This is a genomic window from Polaromonas potterensis, assembly GCF_033446725.1.
GTDB lineage: Bacteria > Pseudomonadota > Gammaproteobacteria > Burkholderiales > Burkholderiaceae_C > Polaromonas.
Map to the genome: position 1 here is coordinate 163,621 of NZ_JAWQLX010000004.1, position 25,552 is coordinate 189,172.

The 25,552-nt window shown below is 63.5% G+C and carries 25 protein-coding genes; 16 read left to right on the forward strand and 9 right to left on the reverse strand.

All coding sequences use genetic code 11. The annotated features are described in order from the left end of the window. The first annotated feature begins 2 nt into the window (after positions 1–2). The 10 genes from ccoG (at position 3) to R6254_RS09625 (ending at position 8,797) form a co-directional block, all read left to right on the forward strand. Positions 3–1,433 (forward strand): cytochrome c oxidase accessory protein CcoG, encoded by a 1,431-nt coding sequence (ccoG, locus tag R6254_RS09580; protein WP_318406346.1) that lies wholly within the window; start codon positions 3–5, stop codon positions 1,431–1,433. A gap of 16 nt (positions 1,434–1,449) precedes the next feature. Then, on the forward strand, positions 1,450–1,719 hold the full coding sequence (locus tag R6254_RS09585) for a FixH family protein (protein ID WP_318406348.1): 270 nt from the start codon (positions 1,450–1,452) through the stop codon (positions 1,717–1,719). A 58-nt stretch (positions 1,720–1,777) separates the two neighbouring features. Then, positions 1,778–2,008, forward strand: a complete 231-nt coding sequence (locus R6254_RS09590) for a hypothetical protein (RefSeq protein ID WP_412103142.1) — start codon at positions 1,778–1,780, stop codon at positions 2,006–2,008. 254 nt (positions 2,009–2,262) lie between these two features. Next, entirely contained in the window at positions 2,263–3,540 is a 1,278-nt protein-coding gene (locus R6254_RS09595; protein WP_318406352.1) for a PAS domain-containing sensor histidine kinase, read from the forward strand. Next, the gene (locus R6254_RS09600; protein WP_318406353.1) at positions 3,537–4,181 is read left to right on the forward strand and encodes a response regulator transcription factor; all 645 of its coding nucleotides are present in this window, start codon (positions 3,537–3,539) and stop codon (positions 4,179–4,181) included. The genes R6254_RS09595 and R6254_RS09600 overlap by 4 nt, the downstream gene beginning before the upstream one ends. Before the next feature lie 132 nt (positions 4,182–4,313). Further along, the gene (locus R6254_RS09605; RefSeq protein ID WP_318406354.1) at positions 4,314–5,159 is read left to right on the forward strand and encodes a universal stress protein; all 846 of its coding nucleotides are present in this window, start codon (positions 4,314–4,316) and stop codon (positions 5,157–5,159) included. Between the two features lie 271 nt (positions 5,160–5,430). Continuing rightward, positions 5,431–5,799, forward strand: coding sequence for a response regulator (locus R6254_RS09610; protein ID WP_318406355.1), 369 nt, complete (start codon positions 5,431–5,433; stop codon positions 5,797–5,799). A 27-nt stretch (positions 5,800–5,826) separates the two neighbouring features. Next, entirely contained in the window at positions 5,827–6,615 is a 789-nt protein-coding gene (locus R6254_RS09615) for a helix-turn-helix domain-containing protein (protein ID WP_318406356.1), read from the forward strand. Between the two features lie 92 nt (positions 6,616–6,707). Beyond that, the gene (hemN, locus tag R6254_RS09620) at positions 6,708–8,090 is read left to right on the forward strand and encodes an oxygen-independent coproporphyrinogen III oxidase (RefSeq protein WP_318406358.1); all 1,383 of its coding nucleotides are present in this window, start codon (positions 6,708–6,710) and stop codon (positions 8,088–8,090) included. 17 nt (positions 8,091–8,107) lie between these two features. Continuing rightward, positions 8,108–8,797 carry a sulfite exporter TauE/SafE family protein gene (locus R6254_RS09625; RefSeq protein ID WP_318406359.1) on the forward strand — a complete coding sequence of 230 codons (690 nt, stop codon included), beginning with the start codon at positions 8,108–8,110 and terminating at the stop codon, positions 8,795–8,797. Positions 8,798–8,809: 12 nt separating this feature from the next. Here the strand turns inward: R6254_RS09625 and R6254_RS09630 are convergent, their stop codons facing one another. The 6 genes from R6254_RS09630 to R6254_RS09655 form a co-directional block, all read right to left on the reverse strand. Continuing rightward, a complete protein-coding gene (locus R6254_RS09630; protein WP_318406360.1) occupies positions 8,810–10,171 on the reverse strand; it encodes an MBL fold metallo-hydrolase in 1,362 nt (453 codons plus the stop codon). Between the two features lie 182 nt (positions 10,172–10,353). Next, positions 10,354–11,394 (reverse strand): acyl-CoA dehydrogenase family protein, encoded by a 1,041-nt coding sequence (locus tag R6254_RS09635; RefSeq protein ID WP_318406362.1) that lies wholly within the window; start codon positions 11,392–11,394, stop codon positions 10,354–10,356. 12 nt (positions 11,395–11,406) lie between these two features. Next, positions 11,407–12,594 (reverse strand): acyl-CoA dehydrogenase family protein, encoded by a 1,188-nt coding sequence (locus tag R6254_RS09640; protein ID WP_318406364.1) that lies wholly within the window; start codon positions 12,592–12,594, stop codon positions 11,407–11,409. A 38-nt stretch (positions 12,595–12,632) separates the two neighbouring features. Beyond that, complete coding sequence (locus tag R6254_RS09645) at positions 12,633–13,598, reverse strand: tripartite tricarboxylate transporter substrate binding protein (protein ID WP_318406366.1); 966 nt, start codon at positions 13,596–13,598, stop codon at positions 12,633–12,635. A gap of 25 nt (positions 13,599–13,623) precedes the next feature. Further along, positions 13,624–15,714: an acetate--CoA ligase family protein gene (locus tag R6254_RS09650; RefSeq protein WP_318406368.1), complete on the reverse strand. Its 2,091-nt coding sequence runs from the start codon at positions 15,712–15,714 to the stop codon at positions 13,624–13,626. Positions 15,715–15,722: 8 nt separating this feature from the next. Next, positions 15,723–16,511, reverse strand: a complete 789-nt coding sequence (locus R6254_RS09655; protein WP_318406370.1) for an enoyl-CoA hydratase — start codon at positions 16,509–16,511, stop codon at positions 15,723–15,725. Positions 16,512–16,601: 90 nt separating this feature from the next. On the opposite strand from R6254_RS09655, the gene R6254_RS09660 reads away from it, so the two are divergent. After that, positions 16,602–17,348, forward strand: a complete 747-nt coding sequence (locus R6254_RS09660; RefSeq protein WP_318406372.1) for an IclR family transcriptional regulator — start codon at positions 16,602–16,604, stop codon at positions 17,346–17,348. 48 nt (positions 17,349–17,396) lie between these two features. Here R6254_RS09660 and R6254_RS09665 read toward each other — a convergent pair whose 3' ends face one another. Next, positions 17,397–18,317 carry a delta(1)-pyrroline-2-carboxylate reductase family protein gene (locus R6254_RS09665; RefSeq protein ID WP_318406374.1) on the reverse strand — a complete coding sequence of 307 codons (921 nt, stop codon included), beginning with the start codon at positions 18,315–18,317 and terminating at the stop codon, positions 17,397–17,399. Positions 18,318–18,459: 142 nt separating this feature from the next. Here R6254_RS09665 and R6254_RS09670 point away from each other — a divergent pair, with 142 nt between their 5' ends. Beyond that, complete coding sequence (locus tag R6254_RS09670; protein WP_318406376.1) at positions 18,460–18,822, forward strand: hypothetical protein; 363 nt, start codon at positions 18,460–18,462, stop codon at positions 18,820–18,822. A gap of 67 nt (positions 18,823–18,889) precedes the next feature. Here the strand turns inward: R6254_RS09670 and R6254_RS09675 are convergent, their stop codons facing one another. Next, positions 18,890–19,567, reverse strand: a complete 678-nt coding sequence (locus R6254_RS09675; RefSeq protein WP_318406378.1) for a DUF4136 domain-containing protein — start codon at positions 19,565–19,567, stop codon at positions 18,890–18,892. Positions 19,568–19,698: 131 nt separating this feature from the next. Here R6254_RS09675 and ypfJ point away from each other — a divergent pair, with 131 nt between their 5' ends. The 3 genes from ypfJ to R6254_RS09690 all read left to right on the forward strand — a co-directional run bounded on the left by ypfJ (position 19,699) and on the right by R6254_RS09690 (position 23,227). Beyond that, positions 19,699–20,592, forward strand: coding sequence for a KPN_02809 family neutral zinc metallopeptidase (gene ypfJ, locus R6254_RS09680; protein WP_318406379.1), 894 nt, complete (start codon positions 19,699–19,701; stop codon positions 20,590–20,592). 162 nt (positions 20,593–20,754) lie between these two features. Next, on the forward strand, positions 20,755–22,227 hold the full coding sequence (locus R6254_RS09685) for a DEAD/DEAH box helicase (protein ID WP_318406381.1): 1,473 nt from the start codon (positions 20,755–20,757) through the stop codon (positions 22,225–22,227). An 88-nt stretch (positions 22,228–22,315) separates the two neighbouring features. Beyond that, positions 22,316–23,227: a YihY/virulence factor BrkB family protein gene (locus R6254_RS09690; protein WP_318406383.1), complete on the forward strand. Its 912-nt coding sequence runs from the start codon at positions 22,316–22,318 to the stop codon at positions 23,225–23,227. Between the two features lie 93 nt (positions 23,228–23,320). Here the strand turns inward: R6254_RS09690 and R6254_RS09695 are convergent, their stop codons facing one another. After that, entirely contained in the window at positions 23,321–24,181 is an 861-nt protein-coding gene (locus tag R6254_RS09695; protein WP_318406385.1) for a symmetrical bis(5'-nucleosyl)-tetraphosphatase, read from the reverse strand. A 23-nt stretch (positions 24,182–24,204) separates the two neighbouring features. Between R6254_RS09695 and R6254_RS09700 the strand changes: the two genes are divergently transcribed. Continuing rightward, the gene (locus R6254_RS09700) at positions 24,205–25,548 is read left to right on the forward strand and encodes a hemolysin family protein (RefSeq protein WP_318406386.1); all 1,344 of its coding nucleotides are present in this window, start codon (positions 24,205–24,207) and stop codon (positions 25,546–25,548) included. The last annotated feature ends 4 nt before the right edge of the window (positions 25,549–25,552 follow it).

Consider the following 25,552-nt stretch of genomic DNA (forward strand, 5'->3'; position numbering starts at 1 on the left):
CCATGCCAGAAGCTCCGTTGCCTGTACGCAAGGTTATTCCCATCGCTGTGGCGCAGGAGGGGGAGGGCGGCCTGTACGCCGCGCATCAGAAGATTTATCCGCGCAGTGTCCGCGGCCTGTTTGCGCGCTGGCGCTGGGCCATGGTGTGGCTGACCCAACTGGTGTTTTACGGCTTGCCCTGGCTCGAATGGGGCCAGCGCCAGGCGGTGTTGTTCGACCTGGGCGCACGGCGGTTTTACATTTTCGGGTTGGTGCTGTACCCGCAGGACCTGATCTACCTGACAGGGCTGCTGGTGGTTTCGGCGCTGGCCTTGTTTTTGTTCACCGCGGTGGCCGGGCGTTTGTGGTGCGGCTACGCCTGCCCGCAAACCGTGTACTCCGAGATGTTCCTGTGGGTGGAGCAAAAGATTGAGGGCAGCCGCATCGCACGCATGCGCCTGGACAAGGGGGGCGTTTCCGCCGACAAGCTGCTCAAGAAAGGGGCCAAGCACTTGGTCTGGCTGGGCATCGCGGTGTGGACGGGTTTCACCTTCGTCGGTTATTTCACGCCTGTCCGCGAACTTGGCATGGAATTCCTGCAGGCACGCATGGATTCCTGGGAAGTATTCTGGGTGTTTTTCTACGGTTTCGCCACCTATGGCAATGCCGGCTTCATGCGTGAGCAGGTGTGCAAATACATCTGTCCTTACGCACGCTTCCAGGGCGCAATGTTTGACCGCGACACACTCATCGTGAGTTATGACACGCTGCGCGGCGAGCCGCGCGGCCTGCACGCCAGAGGCAGCGATGCCAGGGCACAAGGCCTGGGCGACTGCGTCGATTGCGGCTTGTGTGTCCAGGTCTGCCCGACCGGCATCGATATCCGTGAAGGCCTGCAATACGAATGTATTGGCTGCGGCCTGTGTATAGACGCCTGCAACACCATGATGGACCGCCTGGCCGCGCCGCGTGGCCTGATCCGTTACGCCACACAAAACAGCATGGCTGCGCGCTGGAGCCCCCGGCAGGTGGTGCGCCGCGTGTTGCGGCCGCGTGTGTTGCTTTACACCGGCGTGCTGGCGGTCTTGTGTTTTGGCCTGTTGGCCAGCCTGGTGTTGCGCACGCCGCTCAAGGTTGATGTGGTGCGTGACCGCGCTTCGCTGGCACGTATCACCGAAGGCGGGCAGCTTGAAAATGTGTACCGCCTGCAGATCATGAACGCGACCGAGCAACTGCAGCATTACCGTATTGAAGCGAGCGGCCTGGCGGACCTGAAGGTGTCGCCGGACCAACCTGTGGCGGTTGACGCGGCCCAGTCGCGCTGGGTGGCCGTGCGTTTGCAACTGCCTTACGGCAGTGCTGCGGCCGGTTCACACACCGTGTTTTTCGAGGTCTCGTCCGCCGACGGCAACGCGCGGGTGTCCGAAAAAGCGGTTTTCCTGGTACCCCGATGAACTTCAAGGACACAAGATGAACACTGACAACACTTGCACGCCAGAGGCGCCCTGGTGGAAGTTTCCGCTGGTCTGGATGGTGATTGCCGGGCCGGCGGCCGTGGTGGTTGCCGGTTTCGTCACGCTCTGGCTGGCGATTCGCACGCCCGATCCGGTGGTGGCCGGGGACTACTACCGCCAGGGCATCCGCATCAACCAGACCTTGGCCGACAGGGACAAGTCGCTGGCACCAGCGTTGCAGGGTCGCAACCACGCGGCCACACCGGCAGCCGCTGGGGGCCGCTAGGCGACCGGCCCCCGCCAGATCAAAGAAGGAGACACGTTAGATGTGGAAGAAAAAAATCATGATGATCCTGTGGCCGGCTTTCCTGATGGCCTGCCTGCTGGAGCTGCTGGTGTTTGCGCTGGTGGACCCGCGCGAGTTGCACTGGTCGGGCCAGCCGCTGGAGCTGTCCCGCCAGGGCGTGTACACCGCAGCTTTTTTCGCCTTCTGGCTGGTTTGCATGGCCTCCAGCACACTCACGGCGATGTTGGGCATGCCCTCGGCAGACGTGAATCGGGGGCCACGGCAATAACATCCAGCCGAATGGCGTCTGCTGTCGGGCTGGCTGTTCTGGAGGGGATTCGCTCCTCTATTGATAGCTGCTTGCGCCCAAAGGGCGGGGGCTACAGGCCTTTTTTATTAAAAAACTCTGTGGCGGTACCTTGGGCTCAAGTCCGCTGTCTTGCGCTGACCCACGCCGTATCCAGTGCGCAGGCGGCGTCCTTGTTCTGGCGTCGAGCACCCCGGCGGTAAGATCAAGGCATCGTTTCAGAACAAGACCTCTCCGTGCCTTACACCTCCTTCGGGCCTTCCTACCGGGCTGCCGTGCCGCAGCGTTCGGCAGCGCTGGCCCTGGCCGTGTTGGCCGCCTTGACCTTGCTGGCCTGTCTGGGCCTGGCGGCGGGCTGGCGCTCCGGCCTGGCCATGGCCGCGGTGGTGGCGCTGGCGCTGGCTACCGCCGTGCTCGCAGCTTTTCATGCGCGCCGCGAAGCGGTTCAGCGCCGCGCCAGCGGGCAAGCGCTGGATGGCGCCGCCGCGCGTTTGGCCGGTCTGCTGGATTCGGCCATGGATGCGATCATCACGGTGGACGGCGAGCAACGTATCGTCCTGTACAACCGGGCGGCTGAAAAAATCTTCGGCTGGCCCAGCCAGCAAGCCTTGGGCGAACGCCTGGAAACCTTGATGCCGGCGCGTTTTCGCGCGGGTCATGGCGAACATATCCAGCGGTTTTCCACCACCGGCACCACCTCGCGGCGCATGGGCGACGGCACCGTGCTTTATGGGCAACGCGCCAATGGCGAGGAGTTTCCGATGGAAGCCTCGATCTCCCAGCTTGAAACAGCCGAAGGCCGGCTCTTCACCGTGATCCTGCGCGACGTCACCGAGCGGGTGCGTACCCAGGAAGAACTGAGCGCTTTCGCCTCCGAGGCCCACGCGATTCTGGAAGGCGAAAAAACCCGCATCGCGCGCGAGCTGCACGACGAATTGGCGCAGTCCCTGACCGCACTCAAGATGGACACCATCTGGGTGCGCGACAAACTCCCTGGCGGCGAGTCCGTGGTCGCCGCCAAACTGGGTGACATGTTGCTCATGCTGGACACCACGGTGGCTGCCACGCGGCGCATCGCCGCCGACCTGCGGCCCTTGCTGCTGGACGACCTTGGTCTGGCGGCGGCCACCGAGTGGCTGGTCCAGAACTTCGGTCAGCGCACGGGTGTGGCCTGCACGCTGTCGGTGGACGAAGACGTGGAACTGCATGAACCTTATGCCACCGCGGTGTTTCGCATCGTGCAAGAGTCGCTGGCCAACGTGGCCAAACACGCCCAGGCTTCGCAGGTGGAAGTCCAGATCGACCGGATGCCGGGCGCGGTGGTGCTGCGGGTGCGTGACAACGGGCGCGGCTTTTTGCCGACCATGCCGCGCAAACCTTATTCCCTGGGCCTGATGGGCTTGCGCGAACGCACGCAACTGCTCAAGGGCACCATCACCATCCACAGCCAGCCGGGGCAGGGCACCTGTATCGACGTGCGTATCCCAGTGCTTGAAACAGGAGCCGCGTCTTGATCCGCATCGTGATCGCCGATGACCACGCCATCGTGCGTGAAGGCCTCAAACGTATTGTTTCTTCGGTCGACGGCCTGCAGGTGGTTGGCGAGGCGGCCGACGGCACCGAGGTCATGCAGCGGGTGCGTGAACTCAGCTTTGACGTCTTGATGCTGGATTTGTCCATGCCGGGGCGCAGTGGCATGGAGCTGATCCGGCTGGTGCGCGCCGAGAAACCCAAGCTGCGTATCCTGGTGCTGAGCATGCACCAGGAGCTGCAATACGCCGTGCGCGCCATCAAGTCCGGCGCCAGCGGTTACCTGACCAAGGAAAGTGCGCCGGCGCAACTGGAACAGGCGATCCGCAAGATTGCGGCAGGCGGCGCTTTCATCAGCGCCGAGGTGGCCGAGCAGCTGGCCCTGGGCGCCATGCCGGGCAGCGAAGTGTCGCCGCAGGAAAGCCTGTCCAACCGCGAGTTCGAAGTGTTTCGCCTGTTGGTGGACGGCGTGACCGTGACCGATATCGCGGCCCGGCTCAGCCTCTCGGTGAAGACGGTGAGTACGCACAAAGTCAACCTGATGCAAAAGTTGGGGCTGCAAAATCAGAACGATCTCATTCGTTATGCGCTGAAGCAGGGTTTTGCGGATCGGCTGGAACCCTAGGGTTGGTCGGTTTTCCGGCGGTGGCGCGGGCGACACTTTGGTCGCTGTGCCTTTTGGTTGACGATTGTCAACATCTGTCGGGGACGGTGTATTAAAGTTGAGTGGCAACAACCCTGCCGACGGAGGTTCGCCATGAAAACGTCCCGCATGCAACTGCTTGTTCACCTGGATGCTTCGCCGCGTGCAGAACAGCGGCTGAAGGTCGCGCGCCAGCTCGGAAAGCGTCTTGGCGCTGCTGTGTCGGCCCTGTACGCCGCGACCCCCAATCTGGTGGAACTGCCGTTTACACCCGAGCTCGGTCCCGGCGTCGCCGCGACCTTGCGTGACCTGGATGACCAGCGGCGGGTCCGGGCGCGTGCCATGTTTGACAGTTCGCTGGCGTCGACCGGCCTACCGGTCTCGTGGGCCGAGGCTTGTGACTTTCCTGTGATGGGGGCCTTCGCTCAGCAGGCGCTGTATGCGGATCTGCTGGTGCTGGGCCAGTACGATCCCTCGGACGTCGAATGTGTAGACGTGCCCTTCGATTTTGCCGAGACGGTGATGGCGATCAGCGGCAAACCGGCCTTGATACTGCCTTACGCCGGGGTTCCTGCGACGCTGGGCGAAACGGTCGTCATTGCATGGAAGCCGACACGGGAAACGGCTCGCGCCGTTGCCGCGGCCATGCCTCTGCTTCAGGCGGCCAGACGCGTCCATGTGATCAGCTGGACGGAGGAAGACCAGGACGTGCTGATCACCGGCGATGGGCTGAGCCTGTCCGGCTACCTCAAGTTGCAGGGTATCGAGGCAAGCTGGCACCCTCAAGGCAAGAAGTCGGGGGAACTGGGCGAGCTGCTGCTGTCACGTGCGTTTGATCTTGATGCCGACCTGTTGGTCATGGGCTGCTACAGCCACAGCCGCGCACGCGAGTGGTTGCTGGGCGGCACCTCGCGGGTGGTTTTGCAGTCCATGACGCTGCCGGTGTTGATGGCGCATTGAAGGCTGTTCCCCCATCTCGGCCCTGACCTCGGTGAGCCGACCAGCCTGATCGGCGCGTTGGTGCCAACACCGGTCCGCTGCAGGGTGGCGCCACGCCTCATGCCGGCATCAAGCCACGCCATACCCGTCTTCACCTAGGAAAATTCCTAGGCGGCCTCGGCTTGGCGGAAGCCGAGAACCAGATGTTTCCTAGGACTGAATTCAGCCAGCGCCGATGTTGCCGGACTGCCATCGCGATCACAGTACAGGCATGCCTGATCGCCTTCTCCCTATGAGCGTTTTTCTCGCCGACGACTCGGCGCTGATCCGGCAGCGCGTTGCGGCGATGCTTGGCGCCCAGGCCATCAACATCGTTGGTCAGGCGGAGACACCGCAAGGCGCCATCGACGGCATCCTGGCGGCCCAGCCGGATGTGGTCGTGCTGGATGTCCAGCTCGATGGTGGTTCCGGCCTGCAGGTCTTGCGCGCCGTGCGACGGGCGGTGCCGGACATCGCGTTTGTTGTCTTCAGCAACAACTCGGGGCCGGCCTACCGCAAACGTTATCTGGCGGAAGGCGCCGACAGCTTCCTCGACAAAAATTCCGAATTCGCTCAACTCGCGCAGGCTGTGTTGAGCGCCGTGCGGCATCCCGTGTCCTGAAAATTACCAGCTCAACAAGGAAAAAACATGTCCACCGCCACACTCGAAATGCCTGTCCATTTAACCCGGATCGTGCCGGCGCGCCAGACCACCGACGGCACACCGGTGCCGCCGTTGACGACACAGTGTTCCGCTTGCCACCTGCGTGACTTGTGCCTGCCTTGCGGCATGACGGATGCGGATCTCGGTCGTCTGGATAGGCTGCGCTTCGGGCGCAGCAAGGTCAAGGCCGGCCAGGCGTTGTACCACGCGGGGGATCGCTTTGGCTTTATCTACGCGGTGCGCAGCGGCACCTTCAAGTCAAGCCTGACGCTGGCCGACGGCCGTGAGCAGGTCAGCGGTTTCCAGATGGCCGGTGAGTTGATGGGCCTGGATGGTGTCGCGCACGGCGCCCATGCCAGCGGCGCCATCGCCCTGGAAGACAGTGAAATCTGCGCGATTCCCTACGCTCATCTCACCGAGTTGACGGCTGAAAGCAGTGGCTTGCAAAACGTGGTCGGCCGCCTGATGAGCCGGGAGATCGTGCGCGAGCACAGCCTCATGTTGCTCTTGGGCAGCATGAACGCCGAGGAGCGGCTGGCGGCTTTTTTGCTGAACCTGTCGCAGCGCCTGAAGGCCAGGGGTTATTCGCCCAGTGAGTTTCACCTGCGTATGTCACGCGCTGAAATTGGCAGCTACCTGGGCATGAAGCTGGAAACCGTCAGCCGCACGTTTTCGGCCTTCCAGCAGCAAGGCCTGCTGGAGGTGGACAAGCGGCACATCCGCATCATCGATCTGGACGGTTTGACACGCACTTTCGAGATGCGTGTGCATTGAGCAGGGACGTGGTGTTGAGTTGGGGCTGCAAGGGCTGTCCTGGCTGATCCAGATCAAGTTGGCCGGGCCAGGTGCGCGGCACACTCTTTCTCATGACTACTGTTTCGCCCGACCTGCTGCGCAAATTCGATATCCCCGGCCCACGCTACACCTCTTACCCGACGGCCGATCGTTTTGTCGAAGCCTTCTCGGCCGCGGACTACGGGCAGGCGCTGGCCCAGCGGGCCACCGGGCCGGCCTCGCTGGCACAGCCGCTGTCGCTGTATGTGCACATTCCCTTTTGCGAGTCGCTGTGTTACTACTGCGCCTGCAACAAGATCATCACCAAACACCACGAGCGTGCGGCGACCTACCTGCGCTACCTGAGCCGCGAGGTGGAACTGAACATCGCCCAGCTCGGTCCGGGCCGGGTGGTCACCCAATTACATCTGGGCGGCGGGTCGCCGACCTTTTTGTCCGACGCCGAACTCGGCGAGTTGATGGCCATGCTGAGGCGCCACTTTGTGCTGGTGCCGGAGGGTGAATATTCGATCGAAATCGATCCGCGCACGGTGGACGGCGCACGCCTGGCCGTGCTGGCCGAACTGGGGTTTAACCGAATCAGCTTCGGGGTGCAGGACTTTGATGCCGACGTGCAAAAAGCCGTACACCGCGTGCAGCCCTTTGAACAAGTGCGCGAGCTGATGCAACAGGCGCGCAGCATAGGTTTTGACTCGGTCAACGTGGACCTGATTTACGGTCTGCCGAGGCAAACGCCGGCGTCCTTCACGCGTACTTTGACCCAGGTGCAGCAGCTGCGGCCAGACCGTATCGCGCTGTACGCCTACGCCCATCTGCCCGAACGTTTCAAGCCGCAGCGGCGCATCGTGCCGGCCGAACTGCCTGGCGGCGCGGCCAAGGTGGCGATGTTGTCGCAGTCGCTGTCGGCTTTTCTCGGTGCGGGTTATGTCTATGTGGGCATGGACCACTTTGCCTTGCCGGACGACGCGCTGGCTGTGGCCAAACGCCAGGGCCGATTACACCGCAACTTCCAGGGTTACAGCACGCAGCCCGACTGCGACCTGGTGGCCCTGGGGGTCTCGGCGATTGGCCGCATTGGTGCCACCTACAGCCAGAACGCCAAAACCCTGGAGGACTACTGCGATCACCTGGACCAGGGTCGCCTGCCCGTGGTGCGCGGGCTGGCCCTGAGCCGCGATGACCTGGCCCGCAGGGCGGTGATCATGGCGTTGATGTGCCAGGGGCAGGTCTTGTTCGAAACGATAGAGCAGGCCTGGCTGCTGGACTTTCGCCACTACTTCGCGGCCGAGCTGACACAGCTGCAGGAACTGGCGGAGGCCGGCCTGGTGGTGCTGGACGATACCGGACTCCAGGTCACGGCCAGCGGCTGGTTTTTTGTGCGCGCCGTGGCCATGGTGTTTGACCGCTATCTGCAGGCTGACCGCAACCGCGCGAAGTTTTCGCGCATCATTTAAGAAAGGCGCGCCGTCCCATGTCGAGCACACTTGCCGTCACGGCCTTGTTAATGGGCTTGGCCGGCGGCCCGCATTGTGCGGCCATGTGCGGTGCGGCCTGCGCCGGCATTTCCCGGCTGGGACCGCGCCAGGGTCCGGCTTCGTCGTCTTCTCTCTGGCGTTTTCAGGCCGGACGCCTGGTCGGTTATTCGCTGGCCGGTGCTGCGGCGGCGGTGGCCGTGCAGAGCCTGGCCTGGCTCAGCACGGCCACCGCGGCGCTGCGTCCGGTCTGGACACTGTTTCATCTGGCCGTGTTGCTGTGGGGCTTGATGCTGGTGGCACAGGCGCGGCAGCCGGCCTGGGTTAGCGATGCCGGCCGCGCGCTCTGGTCGCGCATACGGCCGCTGGCACAGGCGCGAGGCGGGGTGTTTATCACGGGGGCGTTGTGGGCCTTCATGCCTTGCGGCCTGCTGTACTCAGCGCTGCTGGTGGCCTCGCTCAGTGGCGGGCCGCTGCAGGGGGCGCTGTCGATGGCGCTTTTCGCTGCGGGCAGCAGCGTGTCCTTGATGCTGGTGCCGTGGCTGCTTGGCAAGCTGCAGGATCACGGCCATCCGCGCTGGCAGGACTGGGGCACCCGCGTGGCGGGTGCCTTGTTGATCCTCGCGGCCGCCTGGGCCTTGTGGGCCGACGCCTTTCACCGCTTTGCCGATTGGTGCGGCCTGAGCTGAATCTCGGGTTGTTCAATCGAGATCGAGCGATTCCAGGTAGAAGGGCATGTGGCAGGTCCAGTGCAACTCGCGCTCAATGCGCTGGCGCATGGCGTCGGCCGCGGCCGGTTCGCCGTGGGTGATGAAGGTCTGCTTGGGTGCGGACTTGAAGTTCCGCAGCCAGTCCACGATTTCAGCGGCGTCCGCATGCGCCGACAGGTCGTCGAGCTGGACCACCTCGGCACGCACAGGCACATCCTCGCCGTGAATGCGCACCGTGGCGGCACCACTGACAAGGGTGGCGCCGCGCGTGCCGCCGGCCTGGAAACCGGCGAACACCAGGGTGTTGCGCTTGTCAGGGGCGAAGGCCTTGAGGTGATGCACCACACGTCCGCCCGTGGCCATGCCGCTGGCAGCGATGATGACCATGGGGCCACGCCGGGTGTTGAGCTGGCGCGACTCTTCCGGTGACTGAACGATATGCGCCGTGTCTGCCATGGCCTCGCATTGCGCGGGGCTTAGTCGCAGTTCAGCCCGGTGTTTCAGGTAGGCCTGTGTGGCGCCGGCGGCCATCGGGCTGTTGAGATAGATCGGCAGGCTGTTCTGAATCACGCCGCTGTCCTTGAGGAGCCGGATGCAATGCAGCAGGGTTTGAGCGCGTCCCACGGCGAAAGCCGGGATCACCACCACACCGCCGCGTGCTGCCGTGCGCTTGATCACCTGGCCCAGTTCCAGCAGCGGGTCTGCATCCTGGTGCTGGCGGTCGCCATAGGTCGACTCCACCACCAGGTAGTCGGCACCGTCCATCGGTGAGGGTGCGTGAAGCAGAAGGTCGTTCGGTCGCCCGATGTCCCCGGAAAACAGGATGGAGCGCGAGCCGTTGTCCAACTGCACGAAGGATGCCCCCAGCATATGGCCCGACGGTGTCAGGCGGGCATTCAGGCCTGGCGCCGGTTGCCATGGCTTTCCGCAAGGGACCGGATGGAGCAGTTTGAGGCACCTTTCGGCATCTTCGCGTGTGTACAAGGGCTGCGCTGGCACGTGTTTCGACAAGCTGTGCCGGTTGGCGTATTCGGCGTCCTCTTCCTGCAGATGGCCCGCGTCGGGCAACAGGAGGCGGCACAGGTCGGCTGTGGCCGGGGTACAGAACACCTTGCCCCTGAAACCCTGGCGCATCAGCAGCGGCAGGTAACCGCTGTGGTCGATGTGGGCATGTGTCAGGATCACGGCGTCAATGGCGGCCGGGGCTAAGGGCAACGGTGACCAGTTACGCAAGCGCAGTTGCTTATAGCCCTGGAACAGGCCGCAATCGACCAGCACGGTGGACTCGCCATGCCGAATCAGGGTTTTGGAGCCGGTGACGGTATCCGTTGCGCCTAGGAATTGAAGCTTCATGGCTACAGTCTAGGAAGTGCTACCGCACCGCACTTGCGCTGGATCAAGTCCCGTCACCGCTGCCGACAACTTTCCGCTGGACCGGGTGCGCTGCTTGGCAAGCAGTCGGTGCTTTTATCGCGGGATGACTCTAAAAACTGCTTGAAATCGAGGAAAAAATTCTTCTCTGCGGGGGAAGATTTTTACGCGCAAACTGTTTCTTCGATCAGTCCATAGGCCGCCTCACAGCCGCCCAGGCGTGCCGAGACATGGTGCACCCGCTTCAGGTAGAGATGCGCGTCATGCTCCCAGGTGAAGCCCAGGCCGCCATGCACCTGCAGGCAGTTGCGTGTGATTTGCTGCGCCCCTTCGATGGCGGTGAGTTCGGCGGCGGCGCAAGCGAATGGCCAGTCCGATCGCCTGCCGTCCAGCGCCGCTGCGGCGTAAAGTGCAGCCAGGCGCGCGTTGTCAAGCGCCATCCAGGCGTTGGCCAACTGGTGTTTGATGGCCTGGTAACTGCCGATGGCCTTGCCGAACTGTTCCCGCTGCTTTGCATACTCGCACGACAAATCAAGTGAGGCGGCTGCGGCGCCCAGCAGTTCGGCAACGCGAGCGAGGCGGTAGCCGGCCAGCGCATAAGCCCGGCCCTGCGCCGAAATTTCCAGCACATGCCAGTCCAGACTGGAACTGTCGACGCTCAAGGAGGCGTCGCGCAGGGTGGGGTCGAACGCCGAGCCATTGATGGATGCAGGCGTGGCATCCACCGGCAACCAGGCCAGCCGAACTTCCGCCTCCGGCAGTTCCAGGCCCTGCACCAGCAGTTGGTGCGAACACTGCTGCGCATGGTCCAGATGGCGTGTGCCGTCAAACACGATATTGAAGGCGCTGCGGCCAGTGGCCATCTCCTCGACCCAGGTGGCGAGCTGGCCATTTTGCTGCGTCGATTCCTGCAACAGCAGTGGCAGCAACACCGTACTGGCCGCCAGCGGCAGGTTCAGCAGTTGCCGGCCTGCGGCTTCGGCGACCAGGTAGGCCTCGCACATGCCCAGGCCCAAGCCGCCCTGGTCTTCCGAGGCCAGCAGCCCCAGCCAGCCCATGTCGGCCATGTCCTGCCACAAGGCGCGTTGTGAATCGTCCGTCCACGGCAAGGCCTGCCGGGCTCTAGAGAGGGGGTGGCGCTCGGAGAAAAAGCGGCGCGCCGATTCCTGCAGCATCTGCTGCTCGTCATTCAAGGCAAAGTCCATGGGTCGCTCGGGTCAGTTTTTGGGCAAGCCAAGCACTTGCTCGGCGAGGATGTTTCGCTGCACCTCGGAGGTGCCGGCCAGAATGGTTTCGGCGCGCGACCAGAGGTAGTCGCGCACCCAGGCCGAAGCCTGTGGGTCGCGGCTGTCCGGCTCGGGGCCGACCATTGCGCGTTCTCCCAACACCTCCACGGCAAGGCTGAGCAACTTCTGGTGCGACTCGCTCCAGTGCAGCTTGGTGGACGAGCCTTCGGGGCCGGGCGGGCCACCGCGCAAGGCATGCGTGAGTGCGCGGTAGGATTTGAGCTTGAGCACATGGCTGTCCACCGCCAGGCGGGCCAGGTCGCGCCGCAGATGTGGGCAATCGAGGCGGGGGCGGCCTTGGCGCAATGTCTCGGCCGCGAGTTGTTTCAGCGCCGAAAGCTCTTGTGCGAAACGCACCTGCCGCGGAATGAAGTAGGTGCCGCGCTCGAAACTGGCCGCCGCCATGGCCAGCCGCCAGCCGCCGTTTTCTTCGCCAACCAGCGCGTCCAGCGGGACCTTCACATTCTCAAAAAACACCTCGTTGAAGTCGGCCTCGCCCGTGATCTGGCGGATGGGTTCCACGCGCACGCCGGGGCTTTTCATGTCGACCAGTAAAAAGCTGATGCCCTTGTGGCGCGCGGCCGTGGCATCGGTACGGGCCAAGACAAAACAGTAGTCGGCGATATGCGCGAACGAGGTCCAGATCTTGTGCCCGTTGAGCAGGTAGTGATCGTCCTGGCGGACGGCGCGGGTTTTCAGCGACGCCAGGTCCGAGCCGGCTGCCGGCTCGGAATAACCCTGGCACCAGACCTCGCGGTTGGAAAGAATGCCGGGCAGGTAACGTTTTTTCTGTGCGTCGCTGGCAAAGTGGATCAACGTGGGGGCCAGGATGCCGTGGCCAATGATGTTGACCCCCAGGGGAGCGCCAATACGCGCCTGTTCCTCGTGAAAGATGGCCTGGCGTGTCAACGGCCAGGCCTTGCCGCCGTATTCAAGCGGCCAGCCCAGGCCGGCCCAGCCGGCCTGGCACACATGGTCTTCCCAGGCGCGCCGCCACACCAGGTCATTGGCATCAGGGGCTGTGGGCCACTGGTCCCTGAAGCGCGGGAAATGCGCCTCAAACCAGGCGCGCAGGGTGACGCGAAACGCCTCGTCTTCCACGGAGTAACCAACTTGCATCAACGTTTTCCTCTTATTCGTGCTTCTGGTTCTGTTGTTCAGTCGGCCTTGGCGCCCGAGTCCTTGACGACTTTGGCCCACTTCACGATGTCCTTGCGCAAGAAGGCGCGGAACTCGTCGGGCTTGCTGCCGATGATGTCCAGGCCCAGCGAGCGGAATTTTTCTTGCACTTCAGGCTCTTTGAGCACCTCGTGCAGCTCGGCGTAGAGCTTGTTCACCACGGCGGGCGGCGTCTTGGCCGGGGCGACCAGGCCCAGCCAGGGCATGGCTTCATAGCCTGGCAGGCCGGATTCGGCGACCGTGGGCGTGTCCGGCAGCGACTTGGAGCGCTGCGCCGTGGTCACGGCCAGCAGGCGTGCGCGGCCATCCTTGATGAAGGGGCCCGACGAGGCGTAGGCATCAAACATCACCTGCAACTGGCCACCCACCAGGTCCATGAGCGCGGGAGCGCTGCCCTTGTAGGGGATGTGCTGCATCTTCACGCCCGCCACGCTGTTGAACAACTCGGCTTCGAGGTGGGTCGAGGTGCCCGCGCCCACGGAGCCGTAATTGGCCTTGGTCGGGTTGGCCTTGAGCCAGGTGACGAGCTCGCCGACGTTCTTGACAGGAATCGACGGGTGCACGACCAGCACATGCACCACCGAGGCGACTTGCGAGACCGGGGTGAAGTCCTTGATCGGGTCGTAGTTGACCTTGCTGTAGAGGCTGGGCGCGATGCCCAGCGACGAGGCGGCGAGCAGCAGCGTGTGGCCGTCGGGCGCGGCCTTGGCCACGTATTCCGAGGCGATCATGGTGCCCGCGCCGGGCTTGTTCTCCACGATCACGGGCTGGCCCAGGCGCTTGTTCAGGCGCTCTGCCAGCAGGCGCGACATGATGTCGGTTGCGCCACCGGGCGAGAACGGCACGACGATGGTGACCGGCTTGGTCGGGTAGGTTTGTGCCACGGCCGTACCGCACAGGGTGGCGGCGGCCAGGGCCACGCAGGCCATTGCTTTTTTGATCATGGTTTTGTCTCCTGAGATCGTTGGTTTACGTTGTTGACGAAAGGACCAGTGCGTCCAGCATGCGCACGCCCTGGCCCTGTTCCTTTACGAGCAGCGGGTTGACTTCCACCTCGTCTGCCTGTTCCTGCAGCGCCAGCACGGCGCTTGAAAATCCGGCGATGGCCTGGCAGGTCGCCTGTACATCGCCCAGAGGCTTGCCGCGGTAACCATCGAGCAGCGGGAAGGCCTTGAGCTCGCCCAGCATGGTCCGCGCCATGGCTTCGTCCACCGGCAGCACGCGGTGGCTCACGTCCTTGTACAGCTCGGTCAACACGCCGCCCAGGCCCACGGTCAGCGTCATACCAAACACCGGGTCGCGTGTGGCGCCCAGGATCAGCTCGGCGACACCGGACTCCATTTTCTGCAACAACACGCCGTCGATCTGCGCCGTCGGTGCGTAGCGCCGTGCCGAGGCCATGACCTCGTCAAAGGCCTGGCGCACCTCGTCAGCCGACAGCAGGCGCAGGCGCACGCCGCCGGCTTCGGTTTTGTGCGCGATGTCGGCGCTCAGAATTTTCAGCACCACCGGAAAGCCCAGTTGCTCCGCCACGCTGGCCGCTTCTGCGGCTGTGCTGGCGACGGCCTCGGCCACCGGCTGGACGCCGTAAGCGGCCAGGTATTTTTTCGTCGTGTATTCGTCGGCTCGCTCGGCCAGCATGGCGCGCGGTGGCGTGGGCTGCTGGCGCACGCTGAGCCAGGGGTTGTGTTTGCGTTGCTCCTGCCAGTTCAGGAAGGGCGACAGCGCCGACACGGCCACGCCGATGTCCTCGAACACCGGCACACCGCCGGCGCGCAATTGCTCGCGGCTCTTGGCGGCGCCGGTGTCGATGGCGACGATCAGGCGTGAATGTTTGGCGGCCACCGCGCACAAATCATCGGCCATGCGGTCCAGCAGGTAGCCGGGCGCATACACCACGATGGCGTCGATGGCGTCCGACACGGCCAGCGCTTCCATGGCGGTGCGCACAAAGCCCGGGTCGTTGACCACGTTGCCGGTCACATCCACCGGGTTGGACACCATGCCGTAGTCGGGAATGCCGGCGCGCAGCGTGTCCTGCAAGGCCTGCGGCAGGGTCGGCACCTCCAGGCCCTGGCCTATGAATTTGTCGGCCAGGATGGCGCCCAGGGCTCCCGAGATAGTGATGATGGCCACACGTTTGCCGGCGCTGCGCTGGCGGTAACCCGCCAGATGCGCGAGCTGCGCCATCTGCGCAAAGTCGTGGCTCTGGATGATGTTGAGCTGTCGGAAAGCAGCCTGGTAGATCTGCTGGTCGCCGGCCAGCGCCGAGGTGTGTGAACGCACGGCTTCCGAGCCTTTTTCGGTCTCGCCGGCCTTGTACAGGATCAGCAGCTTGTCCTGCCGCGCAAATTCGGCCGCCGCTTCGACAAAACGTGGGCCATTGCGCAACTCTTCGATGTAGCCAATCGCCACGTCGGTGGCAGCGTCCTGCGCCAGGTATTCCAGGTATTCGGCGAAATCCACACAGGCTTCGTTGCCGGTGTTGATAAAGTGGCTGAAGTCCACGCCCAGGCGCCGCGCAATCGCGTATACCGCTGCGCAGACATTGCCGCTTTGCGTCAGCAGGCTCACGCTGCCCTGGCCGGCCTGCATGGGCGCGGTGTTGAACACCGAAGCGAAGTTGGTGTGCGCCTGCGTGTTGAGGTTGGCAAAACCCATGGCATTGGGACCGGCCACCACCATGTCGGTGGTTGCTACAAAGGCTTCCAGCTCGGCCTGCAGCGCAGCGCCATCGGCACCGGCCTCGGCAAAACCAGCCGCATAAACGATGACGGCGCGCACGCCCAGCGCATGGCAGCGTTTGAGCATGGGTGTGACATCGGCGGCGCCGAGTGCCAGCACCACCAGGTCCAGCGGCGCCGGCACGGACTCAATGTCGGGCCAGCACTTCAGGCCAAAGACTTCTTCGTATTTCGGGTTGATCGGGTAGATGGCGCCCTGGTAGCCAAATTTCGTGAGATGCGCCAGCGGCATGCCGCCGATGCGGGCGGCGTTGTTGCTGGCACCAATGACGGCGATGGATTGTGGGTTGAGCAGCGGTTCGAGACGATGAGTCATGGGAAAAATCAGGTGTTTTTCTGGATGGCAGAGGCCAGGCCGCGGTCGCGCGCCTTGAGGAAACCTTCGCTCAGGTGTGAGAGCTGGTGGGTGTCGAAGTGCGCCGACAGGGCCGTGCGCAGGCCTTGCGCGTCCAGCGTGCGGTTGAGCGAACGTTTGATGAGCTTCAGGCCGAAGGGCGGCGCCTTGGCCACCTGCTGCGCCAGTGCCAGCGTCTGTTCGGAGAGTTCGGCGTCGCTGACGACGCGGTTCACCATGCCGATTTGCAGCGCTTCCTGCGCGCTGATCTTGCCGCCGGTGAACAACATTTCCTTGGCCTTGCGCAGGCCCATCACCCAGGGGTGGATCAGCACCTCGGTGGCCGCCGCGCCCAGCGTGTGGCCGACCGGATCGGAGAAATAAGCCGACTCCGAGGCCACCACCATGTCGCACATATTGGCGATCATGAAACCGCCGGCCACGCAAGCGCCTTGCACTTGGGCAATTGTCGGCTTGGGGAAGTCCCAGATACGCATCGAATAATCGAAGTAACGCAGTTCTTCGTAAGCCCAGCGCTCTTCCACGGTGAAGTTGGAGCGCTCGGATTGCGCCTGCTTGAGGTCATGGCCGGCCGAAAAGTGCGCGCCCTTGCCGCCCAACACCACCACATTGACGCTGTCGTCCTTGGCCGCCTCGGCAAAAGCGGCATCCAGCTCGTCCAGCATTTGCTGGCTTTGCGCATTGCGCTGTGCTTCGCGCGCCAGCAGGATGCGACGTACCGCACCGTGGTTCTCTATTTCCAGCGTCTCATATGCCATGTTGTTTCCTCGTTGATGGACCAGCAAGGAAGGCAGTTTAGACTCGACATTTCCTGCATTACAAACATTAATTAATATTTTTCCCACAATATGGATGAACAAGTTTCTACCGCCGGCGCGCAAAGCCTGCGCCGGGCCCTGCATCTTTTGCGGCTGCTGGCCCAGCATCAGGAGACGGGGCTCAAGCTGACCGAGGTGATCGCGGAGTCCGGCCTGGAGCGATCCACGGCGCACCGGTTGCTGTCCTGTTTGGTGGAAGAGCACTTTGCCGAGCGCGACCTGCAAACCAAGAGTTATCGCCTGGGCGTTGACGCCATGCAGCTGGGCTTCGCGTCCATGCGTCGTGTGCCTTTGGTGGATTCGTGCCGTGCCTTGATGCAAAAGCTCGCGCGTATGTCGGGCGACACGGTGTTTCTTGTGGTGCGCCAGGGCGATTACTGCGTTTGCCTGCACCGCGAGGAAGGGCACTTTCCGGTGAAGGTGTTCACCACGGACGTGGGTGGGCGTCGCCTGCTGGGTATTGGGGCTGGCGGCCTGGCCTTGATGGCCGCGCTGTCGGATGAGGAAATCAGCCGCACCATGGAGCGCCACGCGGCGGAGTATGCGCAGTCTGGCTTCACGCCTGCGCACATGGCACAAGCCGTGAAACACACGCGACAGGCGGGTTATGCGGAAATCACAGACACCATCACACCCGGGGTGTCGGGTGTCGGACGTAAATTTCTGGCATCCCCCACCACGCTGGCGGCCATCAGTTTTGGTGCGATCACCATGCGGCTGCCCGCAACACGCAAGAAAGAAATGGCACAACTGCTGCTTGAGCAGTTGCCGTGCTAGCGGGGATAGTTGGGGTGGGGGTCGCTTGATCGTCGCTGGCCAGGGTGCTTAAGCCGCGTTAGCCAGCGCCGTGCGCGCCGCCGCCAAGTCCCAACCCGCCCAGCCGCAGCTTTTGAACAGCACCGGCCCGGCGGGTTGTTTGATGCCTTGCCTGATCACCTCGGCCAAGGTGGTAAAACGGTTCACATCCAGTCCGGCCTGCAGCAAGTCGCCGGCTTCGTGCAGGGCATCGGCCGTGTCGACAAACACGCGGCCTTGCTCGGCGATATGCCGACACAAGTCGGCGCTCAATTCCACCATCTTGGGCGTGAAAGCGCCCACGGCGCTGATGAAGCCGTCGGGGCGCGGCAGGGCGCTCAAGACCACGCCGCTGGCCGGCGTGCAGGTTACGACCAGCGGACACTCGGCCAGTGCGGTGTTGGCGTCCGGCACCACCTGGGCGCGCAGGCCCATGGCCTGTGCGTGTTGCGCCAATACTTGTGCACTGGCCGGGCTGCGCGAGGTAATCATCACTTCCTGGATGGCCAGGCCGTGGGCGAAAGCCTCCAGGTGCGCCAGACCCTGAACACCGGCACCGACGATCAGCAGCGGCCCCCGGGTGTTGGGCGCCAGCCGTTGCGCCGCCAGCAGGGACACCGCAGCGGTGCGTCTGGCCGTGACGGTGGGGCCGTCCAGCACCAGCCGGCGCTCGCCGTTTTTTACATCAAACACCACCACATCGCCCTGGATTGTGGCCAGCCCTGTGCCCGCATTGGCCGGGGTGAAGGTGATCAGCTTGGTGATGGCGACCTGGCTGTCCATGGCCGGCATCACAAACAGGCTGCCGCCGCCGGCCAGCGGCTGGACCAGCCGTTCCGGCACATGCACCGAATCATCGGCCAGCAGACGGACGATTTCGTCCAGCAGGGCGGGGTAAGGCAGGCGAGCCGCCGTCTGGGCGGCGTTCAGCAAGGTGGATGAATCGTTCATGGAGGGAATGGTAAACGGAGCCGCGCAAGCTGCCAGCGCATGGGGCGAAGCGGTTTTTGCCTACAGCTGCACGGGCGCTGCACTGTGCCCTTGTCTCAGGCCGCCTGGCTAGCATTGCAACAGCCGTAACCAGGAGTCCGCCATGTTTTCCACTCACTTGCCCAAAGTCAACACCGTGCCCCATGAATACATTTATTCGGGGGCCGGATTGTTGCTGGTGGCGGGTTTGTTGGTCGCCATCGCGATGGTGGCTGGCGGTCAGGTCCACAAGGCCCAGAAGCGGGCGTCGCTGCTGGCTGAGCAACGCGCGGCGATGGTCTATTGTGCTGAAACCCAGGGTGGCACGGAGCGCAACAACTGCATGTTGCAGGCCAGGGCAGAGCCCTACGGCGGCGAGACACCGATCACGGTGGTCGACAACAGCGCAGCATTTGTCCGCAGCACGGCGGTGGCTCCGAGCGGCACCCAAAGCTTCATGCCTGTCGGCTTCAGCGTCCACCGCTAAGAACCTTCAGCGGGTTTCAAGCACTGGGCCTTGCGCAAAAGCAGCCCAGCCTCGCCGTTGCAAACCCTTACTTTTGAATCACTGCGCCGGTTTCGCGGTCAAACAGCACTTTGCGCACCTGGCCGTTCTGGCCCGGGAAATTGTCGAACACGGCGCGAGCCAAGTAGGGCGCCACCGTGGGCAACGCGGCATCCCCTTCATAGACGGCGTGCGACTCAAACACCGGCCGCGGCCGACCCGGTGGGCTGTTCTTGGTATCTAGCAGACGCACATTGAGCTGGTTGAATTGCACCACGTAGGGCACAACCCGGTCCCCGACATAACTGGGGCCGAAACGGCTAGGACCCCAGAAGCCCGGAATCCATTGGCCTGCGGCATTGCGGTAGGGCGGGTAAAAAGACGGGCGGTCGTCATACACCGGCTGCAGGTAGGTGCGCTGCTGGGCCTGCGTGATGGTGCTGAGCTCCACCAACAGGCGAGCCTGCTGGCCCGGTGCGGCGCGTTGAAGGCCTTGTTTTTCCAGTTCAATCTGCACGTATTTTTGATAGGTGGCCTGCTCCAACTCATTCGGCGGGCCATAGGGGCTGGCCGGCGGCGTGATGAAGGTGAACAGGCTGCCCCGGGTGTCCTGCGGCCACTGGTTGAAACTACTGACGCTGGTGACGATGTTGTTGGCGCAGGCGCTCAGCAGGACGCTGGCCAGCAAGACCAGGCCCAGACGGATATTCGGAAATAGACGGTTCATGGTTTATAGATGCGGATGGACACGAAATTGTTCCGGCGCAGGCCCACAAGCTCAAGTAAAGTAGCTTCAGGAAAAATGCCGGCTTGGCGTCCCCAGCCCAGCCGGCCCCCACAGTTCAAGGAAAGACAGTTATGAAATGGGAAGGCAATCGCGAGTCTGACAACGTTGAAGACCGCCGCAGCGACGACGGGGGCGGCGGCGGCTTGGGCGGTTTGTTCGGCGGCCGCAGCATCGGGATTGGCACCATTGTCGTGGCCTTGCTGGGCGGCTGGGTCTTGGGCATCAACCCGCTGACCATCTTGAGCCTGCTCAGCGGTGGTGCGCCGCCCGCGCAGGTGCAGCCCCACACGCCCAATGGGCAGCCCCAGCGACCGCCGGCCGACGACCGTATGGCCAGGTTTGTCTCCACCGTGCTGGCCGATACCGAAGACGTCTGGAAAGATGTTTTCACCCAGGCCGGCGGTCGTTACCAGGAGCCGCGGCTGGTGCTGTTTCGCGGCGCCACCGCCACGGCTTGCGGCCAGGGCCAGGCGGCCATGGGGCCGTTTTATTGCCCGGCCGACCAGAAGGTTTACATCGATCTCGGGTTTTACGAAACCCTGCAGAAAAAGCTGGGTGCGCCCGGTGACTTTGCCCAGGCTTATGTGATTGCCCACGAGGTCGGTCACCATGTGCAAAACCTGCTGGGCATCAGCGGCAAGATGGACCAGATGCGTGGTCGTGTGAGCAAGGTGGAATACAACGCCCTGAGCGTGCGGCTGGAGTTGCAGGCCGACTGTTTTGCCGGCGTCTGGGCCAACCGGGCGCAACGTGCGCGCAGCATCCTGGAGCAGGGCGACGTGGAAGAAGCCATGAACGCCGCTGCCAAAATTGGCGACGATGCCTTGCAGCGAGCCGGTGGCGGCGCCGTGGTGCCAGAGAGTTTTACCCACGGCACCAGTGCCCAACGGGCGCGCTGGTTCAACACCGGGCTGCAGCAGGGCAGCGTCAAGGCCTGCGACACCTTCAGCGCCAGAAATTTATAAGAAATGAGGCTGTAGACCAATCAGCGTGGGCGCAGGCAGCTATTGAATTCGTAGCGAATCGACGCTGTGCCCTGACGAAAAACCCGGTTTGGCCGGGGTGCTGACGCTGTTATTGGCCCAAAAAAGGACGATTTCGCCCAAAGTGCGACAATAGAGGGCTAAATGACATCCTCTTTTTCGAACCTTTCGCTGGCGGAACCGCTAGCCCGTGCCGTAGCCGAAATGGGCTACGAAACCATGACTCCCATCCAGGAGCAGGCCATTCCGGTGGTGCTGCAGGGCAGAGACGTCATGGGCGCCGCGCAAACCGGCACCGGCAAAACCGCCGCTTTTGCACTTCCGCTGCTGCAGCGCATGATGAAGCACGAGAACGCCTCGACCTCGCCCGCGCGGCATCCGGTGCGTGCGCTGGTGTTGCTGCCCACGCGTGAACTCGCCGTGCAGGTGGCCGAGCAGGTCAAGTTCTACGCCAAATACACCAACCTGAACAGCGCGGTGGTGTTTGGCGGCATGGACATGAAGCCGCAAACCGCCGAACTCAAAAAAGGCGTTGAAGTGCTGGTCGCCACGCCAGGTCGCTTGCTGGATCACATCGAAGCCAAAAACGCGGTGCTCAACCAGGTCGAATACGTGGTGCTCGACGAGGCCGACCGCATGCTGGACATCGGTTTCCTGCCGGATCTGCAGCGCATCCTGAGCTACCTGCCCAAGCAGCGCATCACCTTGCTGTTTTCGGCCACTTTCTCACCCGAGATCAAGCGCCTGGCGTCCAGCTTCCTGCAGGACCCGGTGACCATCGAAGTGGCGCGCTCCAATGCCACCGCCTCGACGGTCGAGCAACATTTCTACAGCGTCAGCGCCGACGACAAGCGTCGCGCGCTGCACCAGATTCTCAAGGCCCGTGGCATCAAGCAGGCCTTTGTATTTGTCAACAGCAAACTCGGTTGCGCGCGCCTGGCCCGTTCGCTGGAGCGTGAAGGTCTGAAAACCACGGCCCTGCACGGCGACAAAAGCCAGGACGAGCGTTTGAAAGCGCTGGAAGCTTTCAAAAGCGGCGAGGTGGATTTGCTGGTCTGTACCGACGTGGCAGCCCGCGGCCTGGACATCAAGGACGTGCCGGCGGTGTTCAACTTCGACGTGCCTTTTAACGCCGAAGATTATGTGCACCGCATTGGCCGCACCGGTCGCGCCGGTGCCTCCGGCCTGGCCGTGAGTTTTGCCGCCAGCAGCGACCAGCGCCTGGTCGCCGACATCGAAAAACTCATCAAGACCAAGATCGAACTCGAAGCCATGGAGTTCGAGGAAGACCAGCCGCGCAAAGAGCAGGGCCGCATCAACGACGGCCGCCGCATGTACCGCGACGGTGGCGGCGACGAAACACGTGGGGCTGAGGCACCACGCGAACGCCGTGAGCCACCGCAGCGTGAGCGCCGTGATTACGCACCGCGCCAGGCCGCGCCGCGGGATCCGTTTTTTGACAAGCCTTACGAATCCACGCTGGCGGCCGAAGCGCAGCCGGCCTGGGAAGCCGCCGTCAAGGGCGGCGCGACCCGCGTGTCGGCCAACATCAAGCCCAAGAAAAAAATCGCCGCACTGTTCAAGACCGCGGTCAGCAGCCAGACCAGCAGTCAGTAGCCCCCCCCAAAAAAAGCCGGCATCCGCCGGCTTTTTTTATGGCCGTTCTCTGATGGCCGCTGCCCGCAATCTGGCTTAAGCTGTGACCATGGCTGCTCCGCATGCCGGCATTCGCCCGGTCTCCCCACTTTCTTCGCTTCAGGCTCTTTTTCGCCCGATACGGCGCGCCGTGGTCTTGTGGCTGGACGCCGACGGCCTGCGCATGAGTGCGGCCATGTCCTTCTACGGCATTCTCAGCCTGGCGCCCTTGCTGGTGCTGCTGGTGGCGGTGCTGGGCTGGTGGCTGGACCCCCATTTCATCGAGGCCAGCCTGATCCACCAGATCGGCGACGTGATTGGCACGCAGGGTGCGCAACTGGTGCGCCAGGCCCTGGCCAGCGCGCGGCAACCGTCGGACGGGGTGGTCGCCTCGCTGATTGCCTTTGGCCTCTTGCTCTCGGGCGCCACTGGCGTGTTTGCCGAGTTGCAGGATGCGTTTGAGCGCCTCTGGCGGCAGGACACGGACGAGCCGGTGCGGCAGAAGTGGTGGCATGGCGCCTCGCTGCGTTTGCGCGGCGTCGCCTACATCCTGGCCTTTGGATTTTTGCTGCTGGTGTCGCTGGCCATCTCGGCCTTCCTCGGCTTTTTGACCACTTGGGCCGGCAGCTACCTGCCGCTGGAAAAAATCGCGATGCTGGTCAACGAGCTGGTGTCCCTGGCTTTTTGCGTGGCCCTGTTTGTGGCGCTGATGCGTATGAGCGCCGGGCCCAAACCCTCGTTGCGTTACCTGGTCATGGGCGGCGTGGCCGGCGGCATTCTGTTTGGGCTGGGAAAATACCTGATGGCGATTTACCTGTCGACGGCGGCCGTGGTGTCGGCCTACGGTGCAGCCGGCTCCCTGGTGGTGGTGCTGCTGTGGCTTTATTTTTCATCGGCCGTGTTGCTGCTCTCGGCCAGCGTGGCGCGCACCTTGTCGGACGAAGCCGCACGCAAGGCAGAAGCCCAGCGAGAGACTGCTTGAGTGGCGCAGCCTGCCGAAATGGGGTGCTATGCAATAGATAGCTGCTTGCGCCCATTCTGTCTGGGCTGGGGGCCTAAAAAGCTTGTAAAAAGCTCAAACCTTCTTGCCCGGCTGTTGTGAGGGCTCACACTGCACGGTGATCAGTTCAAACTGCTCCGGCCTCGCGCCCAGCCTGGCCGCGGTCAGGCAGCCGCCCCAGACGCATCCGGTGTCCAGCGGCAAGGTGTTGCACAAGAGGCCGGCCTGGGCCGCCACCCTGTCGGCGCCCAAGGTGGACCAGTGGCCAAACGCGACTGGCTGTCCGGCGGTTTGCCGGCCCGGCACCTCGAACCAGGGCAGGTAACCGGGCGGCGCTGTCTGTACGTTGCCGGTGGTGGCAAATTCCATCACACCGTCGGGCGTGCAAAACCGCATACGGGTCAAGGCGTTGACAATCACGCGCAGGCGTTCGGCGCCAGCCAGCGTGTCGTCCCAGCGGTCCGGCGTGTTGCCGTACATGCCGTTCAAAAAACCGGCCAAGTCAGCACCCCGCAACGCTTGTTCCACCTCGCCCGCCAGCGCCATGGTTTGCGCGGTACTCCATTGCGGCAAAACACCGGCATGCACCATCAGCCAGCCGTGTTCAAAAATAGCCATGCGGCGGTGCCTCAGCCAGTCGAGCAAAGCTTCGCCGTCAGGCGCGTCCAGCACCTCTTGCACGGTGTCGCCGCGGTGCGGTTTGCGCAGGCCCTGGCGAATACCGAGCAGGTTGAGGTCGTGGTTGCCCAGCAGGCATTGCGCGGCGTCGCCCAGCGCGTACAGGCTGCGCAACACGCCCAGTGAGTCCGGGCCGCGGTTGACCAGGTCGCCCAAGATGTACACGGTGTCGCGGCTCGCGGAGAAATCCAGCTTGTGCAGCAGGCGCTGCAGCGCGTCGTTGCAACCTTGCAGGTCGCCGATCAAGTAAAGTGCCATGGTGTTCATTTTGCCTGCCCCCCATGGATTTCCTCCTCATTGCGTTTTTGACCCTGCTTAACGGCGTTTTTGCCATGTCGGAACTGGCACTGGCTTCCAGCCGCAAAGCCAGGCTCAGCGCCATGGCCGAGTCGGGCGACAAGGGCGCGCATGCGGCGCTGACCTTGCTGGACAACCCCACGCAATTTTTGTCCTCGGTGCAGGTCGGCATCACCTCCATCGGCATGCTCAACGGCATCATCGGTGAAGCCGCTTTCAGCGACGATTTGTCACGCTGGATCCAGACCCTGGGCGTCGCGTCGCGTGCCTCTGAAATCACGGCCACCGCGCTGGTGGTGACCATCATCACCTTCATCACCATTGTGTTTGGCGAACTGGTGCCCAAACGCATAGGCCAGCTCTACCCCGAACCCGTGGCACGCCTGGTGTCGCGCCCCATGATGTGGGTTGCCAGCATCGCCAAACCTTTTGTGCGTTTGTTGTCCTTCAGCACGCATGCCGTGCTCAAGCTGCTGCGTGTGGACACCGCCGGTGACCGCGGCGTGACCGAGGAAGAAATCGCCGCCAGCCTGGAAGAGGGCGTGGACGCCGGCCTGATCGAGGAACACGAACATCAGATGGTGCAAAACGTGTTTTTGCTCGACGACCGCCGGCTCACGTCACTGATGTTGCCGCGTTCGGACATCGAGTGGATTGATGCCAGCGACACGGTGGCGCAGGCCATCACCAAGGCCGGCGCCACCGGTCACTCCTGGTACCCGGTGTGCCGCGGCAGCCTGGACGATGTGGTGGGTGTGGTCAACGTCGCCAAGTTGCTGGCGCTGCGCGGCCAGATTGAGCCCGCGAGCAGCAACAGCGGCGCCACGCCGACCCTGGCCGACCGCATTGACTCCTACACCGTGCCAGCCGTGTTTGTGCCCGAAACCCTGACCGGCATGGAGCTGCTGGAGCAGTTCCGCACCAAGTCCACGCGGATTGTGTTTGTGGTCGATGAATATGGCGTGGTGCAGGGCCTGATGACCCCCATGGACATGCTGGAAGCCATCACCGGCGAACTGCAGCCCGGCGCGCAAGTGGATGCCTGGGCCACACGCCGGGCCGACGGCAGCTGGTTGATCGACGGTGTGATGCCGGTGTCCGAACTCAAGGCCAGGCTGGACATCCGGCAGTTGCCCGACGAAGAGCGCGGGCGTTACAACACCGTGGCCGGCCTGCTGCAAAGTGTCTCAGGCAGGCTGATGGGTGTGGGTGGCCATGTGGATTGCGCCGGCTGGCGTTTTGAAGTGCTGGACCTGGACGGCAAACGTATCGACAAGGTGCTGGCCAGCCGGGCCGATACACCGCGTCACACCAAACACCCGGCCTGAAGCC

Coding starts and splice junctions, on each gene's coding strand:
- ccoG (WP_318406346.1), top strand. CDS start 3: ATGCCAGAAGCTCCGTTGCCTGTACGCAAGGTTATTCCCATCGCTGTG.
- R6254_RS09585 (WP_318406348.1), top strand. CDS start 1,450: ATGAACACTGACAACACTTGCACGCCAGAGGCGCCCTGGTGGAAGTTT.
- R6254_RS09590 (WP_412103142.1), top strand. CDS start 1,778: ATGATGATCCTGTGGCCGGCTTTCCTGATGGCCTGCCTGCTGGAGCTG.
- R6254_RS09605 (WP_318406354.1), top strand. CDS start 4,314: ATGAAAACGTCCCGCATGCAACTGCTTGTTCACCTGGATGCTTCGCCG.
- R6254_RS09610 (WP_318406355.1), top strand. CDS start 5,431: ATGAGCGTTTTTCTCGCCGACGACTCGGCGCTGATCCGGCAGCGCGTT.
- R6254_RS09615 (WP_318406356.1), top strand. CDS start 5,827: ATGTCCACCGCCACACTCGAAATGCCTGTCCATTTAACCCGGATCGTG.
- hemN (WP_318406358.1), top strand. CDS start 6,708: ATGACTACTGTTTCGCCCGACCTGCTGCGCAAATTCGATATCCCCGGC.
- R6254_RS09625 (WP_318406359.1), top strand. CDS start 8,108: ATGTCGAGCACACTTGCCGTCACGGCCTTGTTAATGGGCTTGGCCGGC.
- R6254_RS09630 (WP_318406360.1), bottom strand. CDS start 10,171: ATGAAGCTTCAATTCCTAGGCGCAACGGATACCGTCACCGGCTCCAAA.
- R6254_RS09635 (WP_318406362.1), bottom strand. CDS start 11,394: ATGGACTTTGCCTTGAATGACGAGCAGCAGATGCTGCAGGAATCGGCG.
- R6254_RS09640 (WP_318406364.1), bottom strand. CDS start 12,594: ATGCAAGTTGGTTACTCCGTGGAAGACGAGGCGTTTCGCGTCACCCTG.
- R6254_RS09645 (WP_318406366.1), bottom strand. CDS start 13,598: ATGATCAAAAAAGCAATGGCCTGCGTGGCCCTGGCCGCCGCCACCCTG.
- R6254_RS09650 (WP_318406368.1), bottom strand. CDS start 15,714: ATGACTCATCGTCTCGAACCGCTGCTCAACCCACAATCCATCGCCGTC.
- R6254_RS09655 (WP_318406370.1), bottom strand. CDS start 16,511: ATGGCATATGAGACGCTGGAAATAGAGAACCACGGTGCGGTACGTCGC.
- R6254_RS09660 (WP_318406372.1), top strand. CDS start 16,602: ATGGATGAACAAGTTTCTACCGCCGGCGCGCAAAGCCTGCGCCGGGCC.
- R6254_RS09665 (WP_318406374.1), bottom strand. CDS start 18,317: ATGAACGATTCATCCACCTTGCTGAACGCCGCCCAGACGGCGGCTCGC.
- R6254_RS09670 (WP_318406376.1), top strand. CDS start 18,460: ATGTTTTCCACTCACTTGCCCAAAGTCAACACCGTGCCCCATGAATAC.
- R6254_RS09675 (WP_318406378.1), bottom strand. CDS start 19,567: ATGAACCGTCTATTTCCGAATATCCGTCTGGGCCTGGTCTTGCTGGCC.
- ypfJ (WP_318406379.1), top strand. CDS start 19,699: ATGAAATGGGAAGGCAATCGCGAGTCTGACAACGTTGAAGACCGCCGC.
- R6254_RS09685 (WP_318406381.1), top strand. CDS start 20,755: ATGACATCCTCTTTTTCGAACCTTTCGCTGGCGGAACCGCTAGCCCGT.
- R6254_RS09690 (WP_318406383.1), top strand. CDS start 22,316: ATGGCTGCTCCGCATGCCGGCATTCGCCCGGTCTCCCCACTTTCTTCG.
- R6254_RS09695 (WP_318406385.1), bottom strand. CDS start 24,181: ATGGCACTTTACTTGATCGGCGACCTGCAAGGTTGCAACGACGCGCTG.
- R6254_RS09700 (WP_318406386.1), top strand. CDS start 24,205: ATGGATTTCCTCCTCATTGCGTTTTTGACCCTGCTTAACGGCGTTTTT.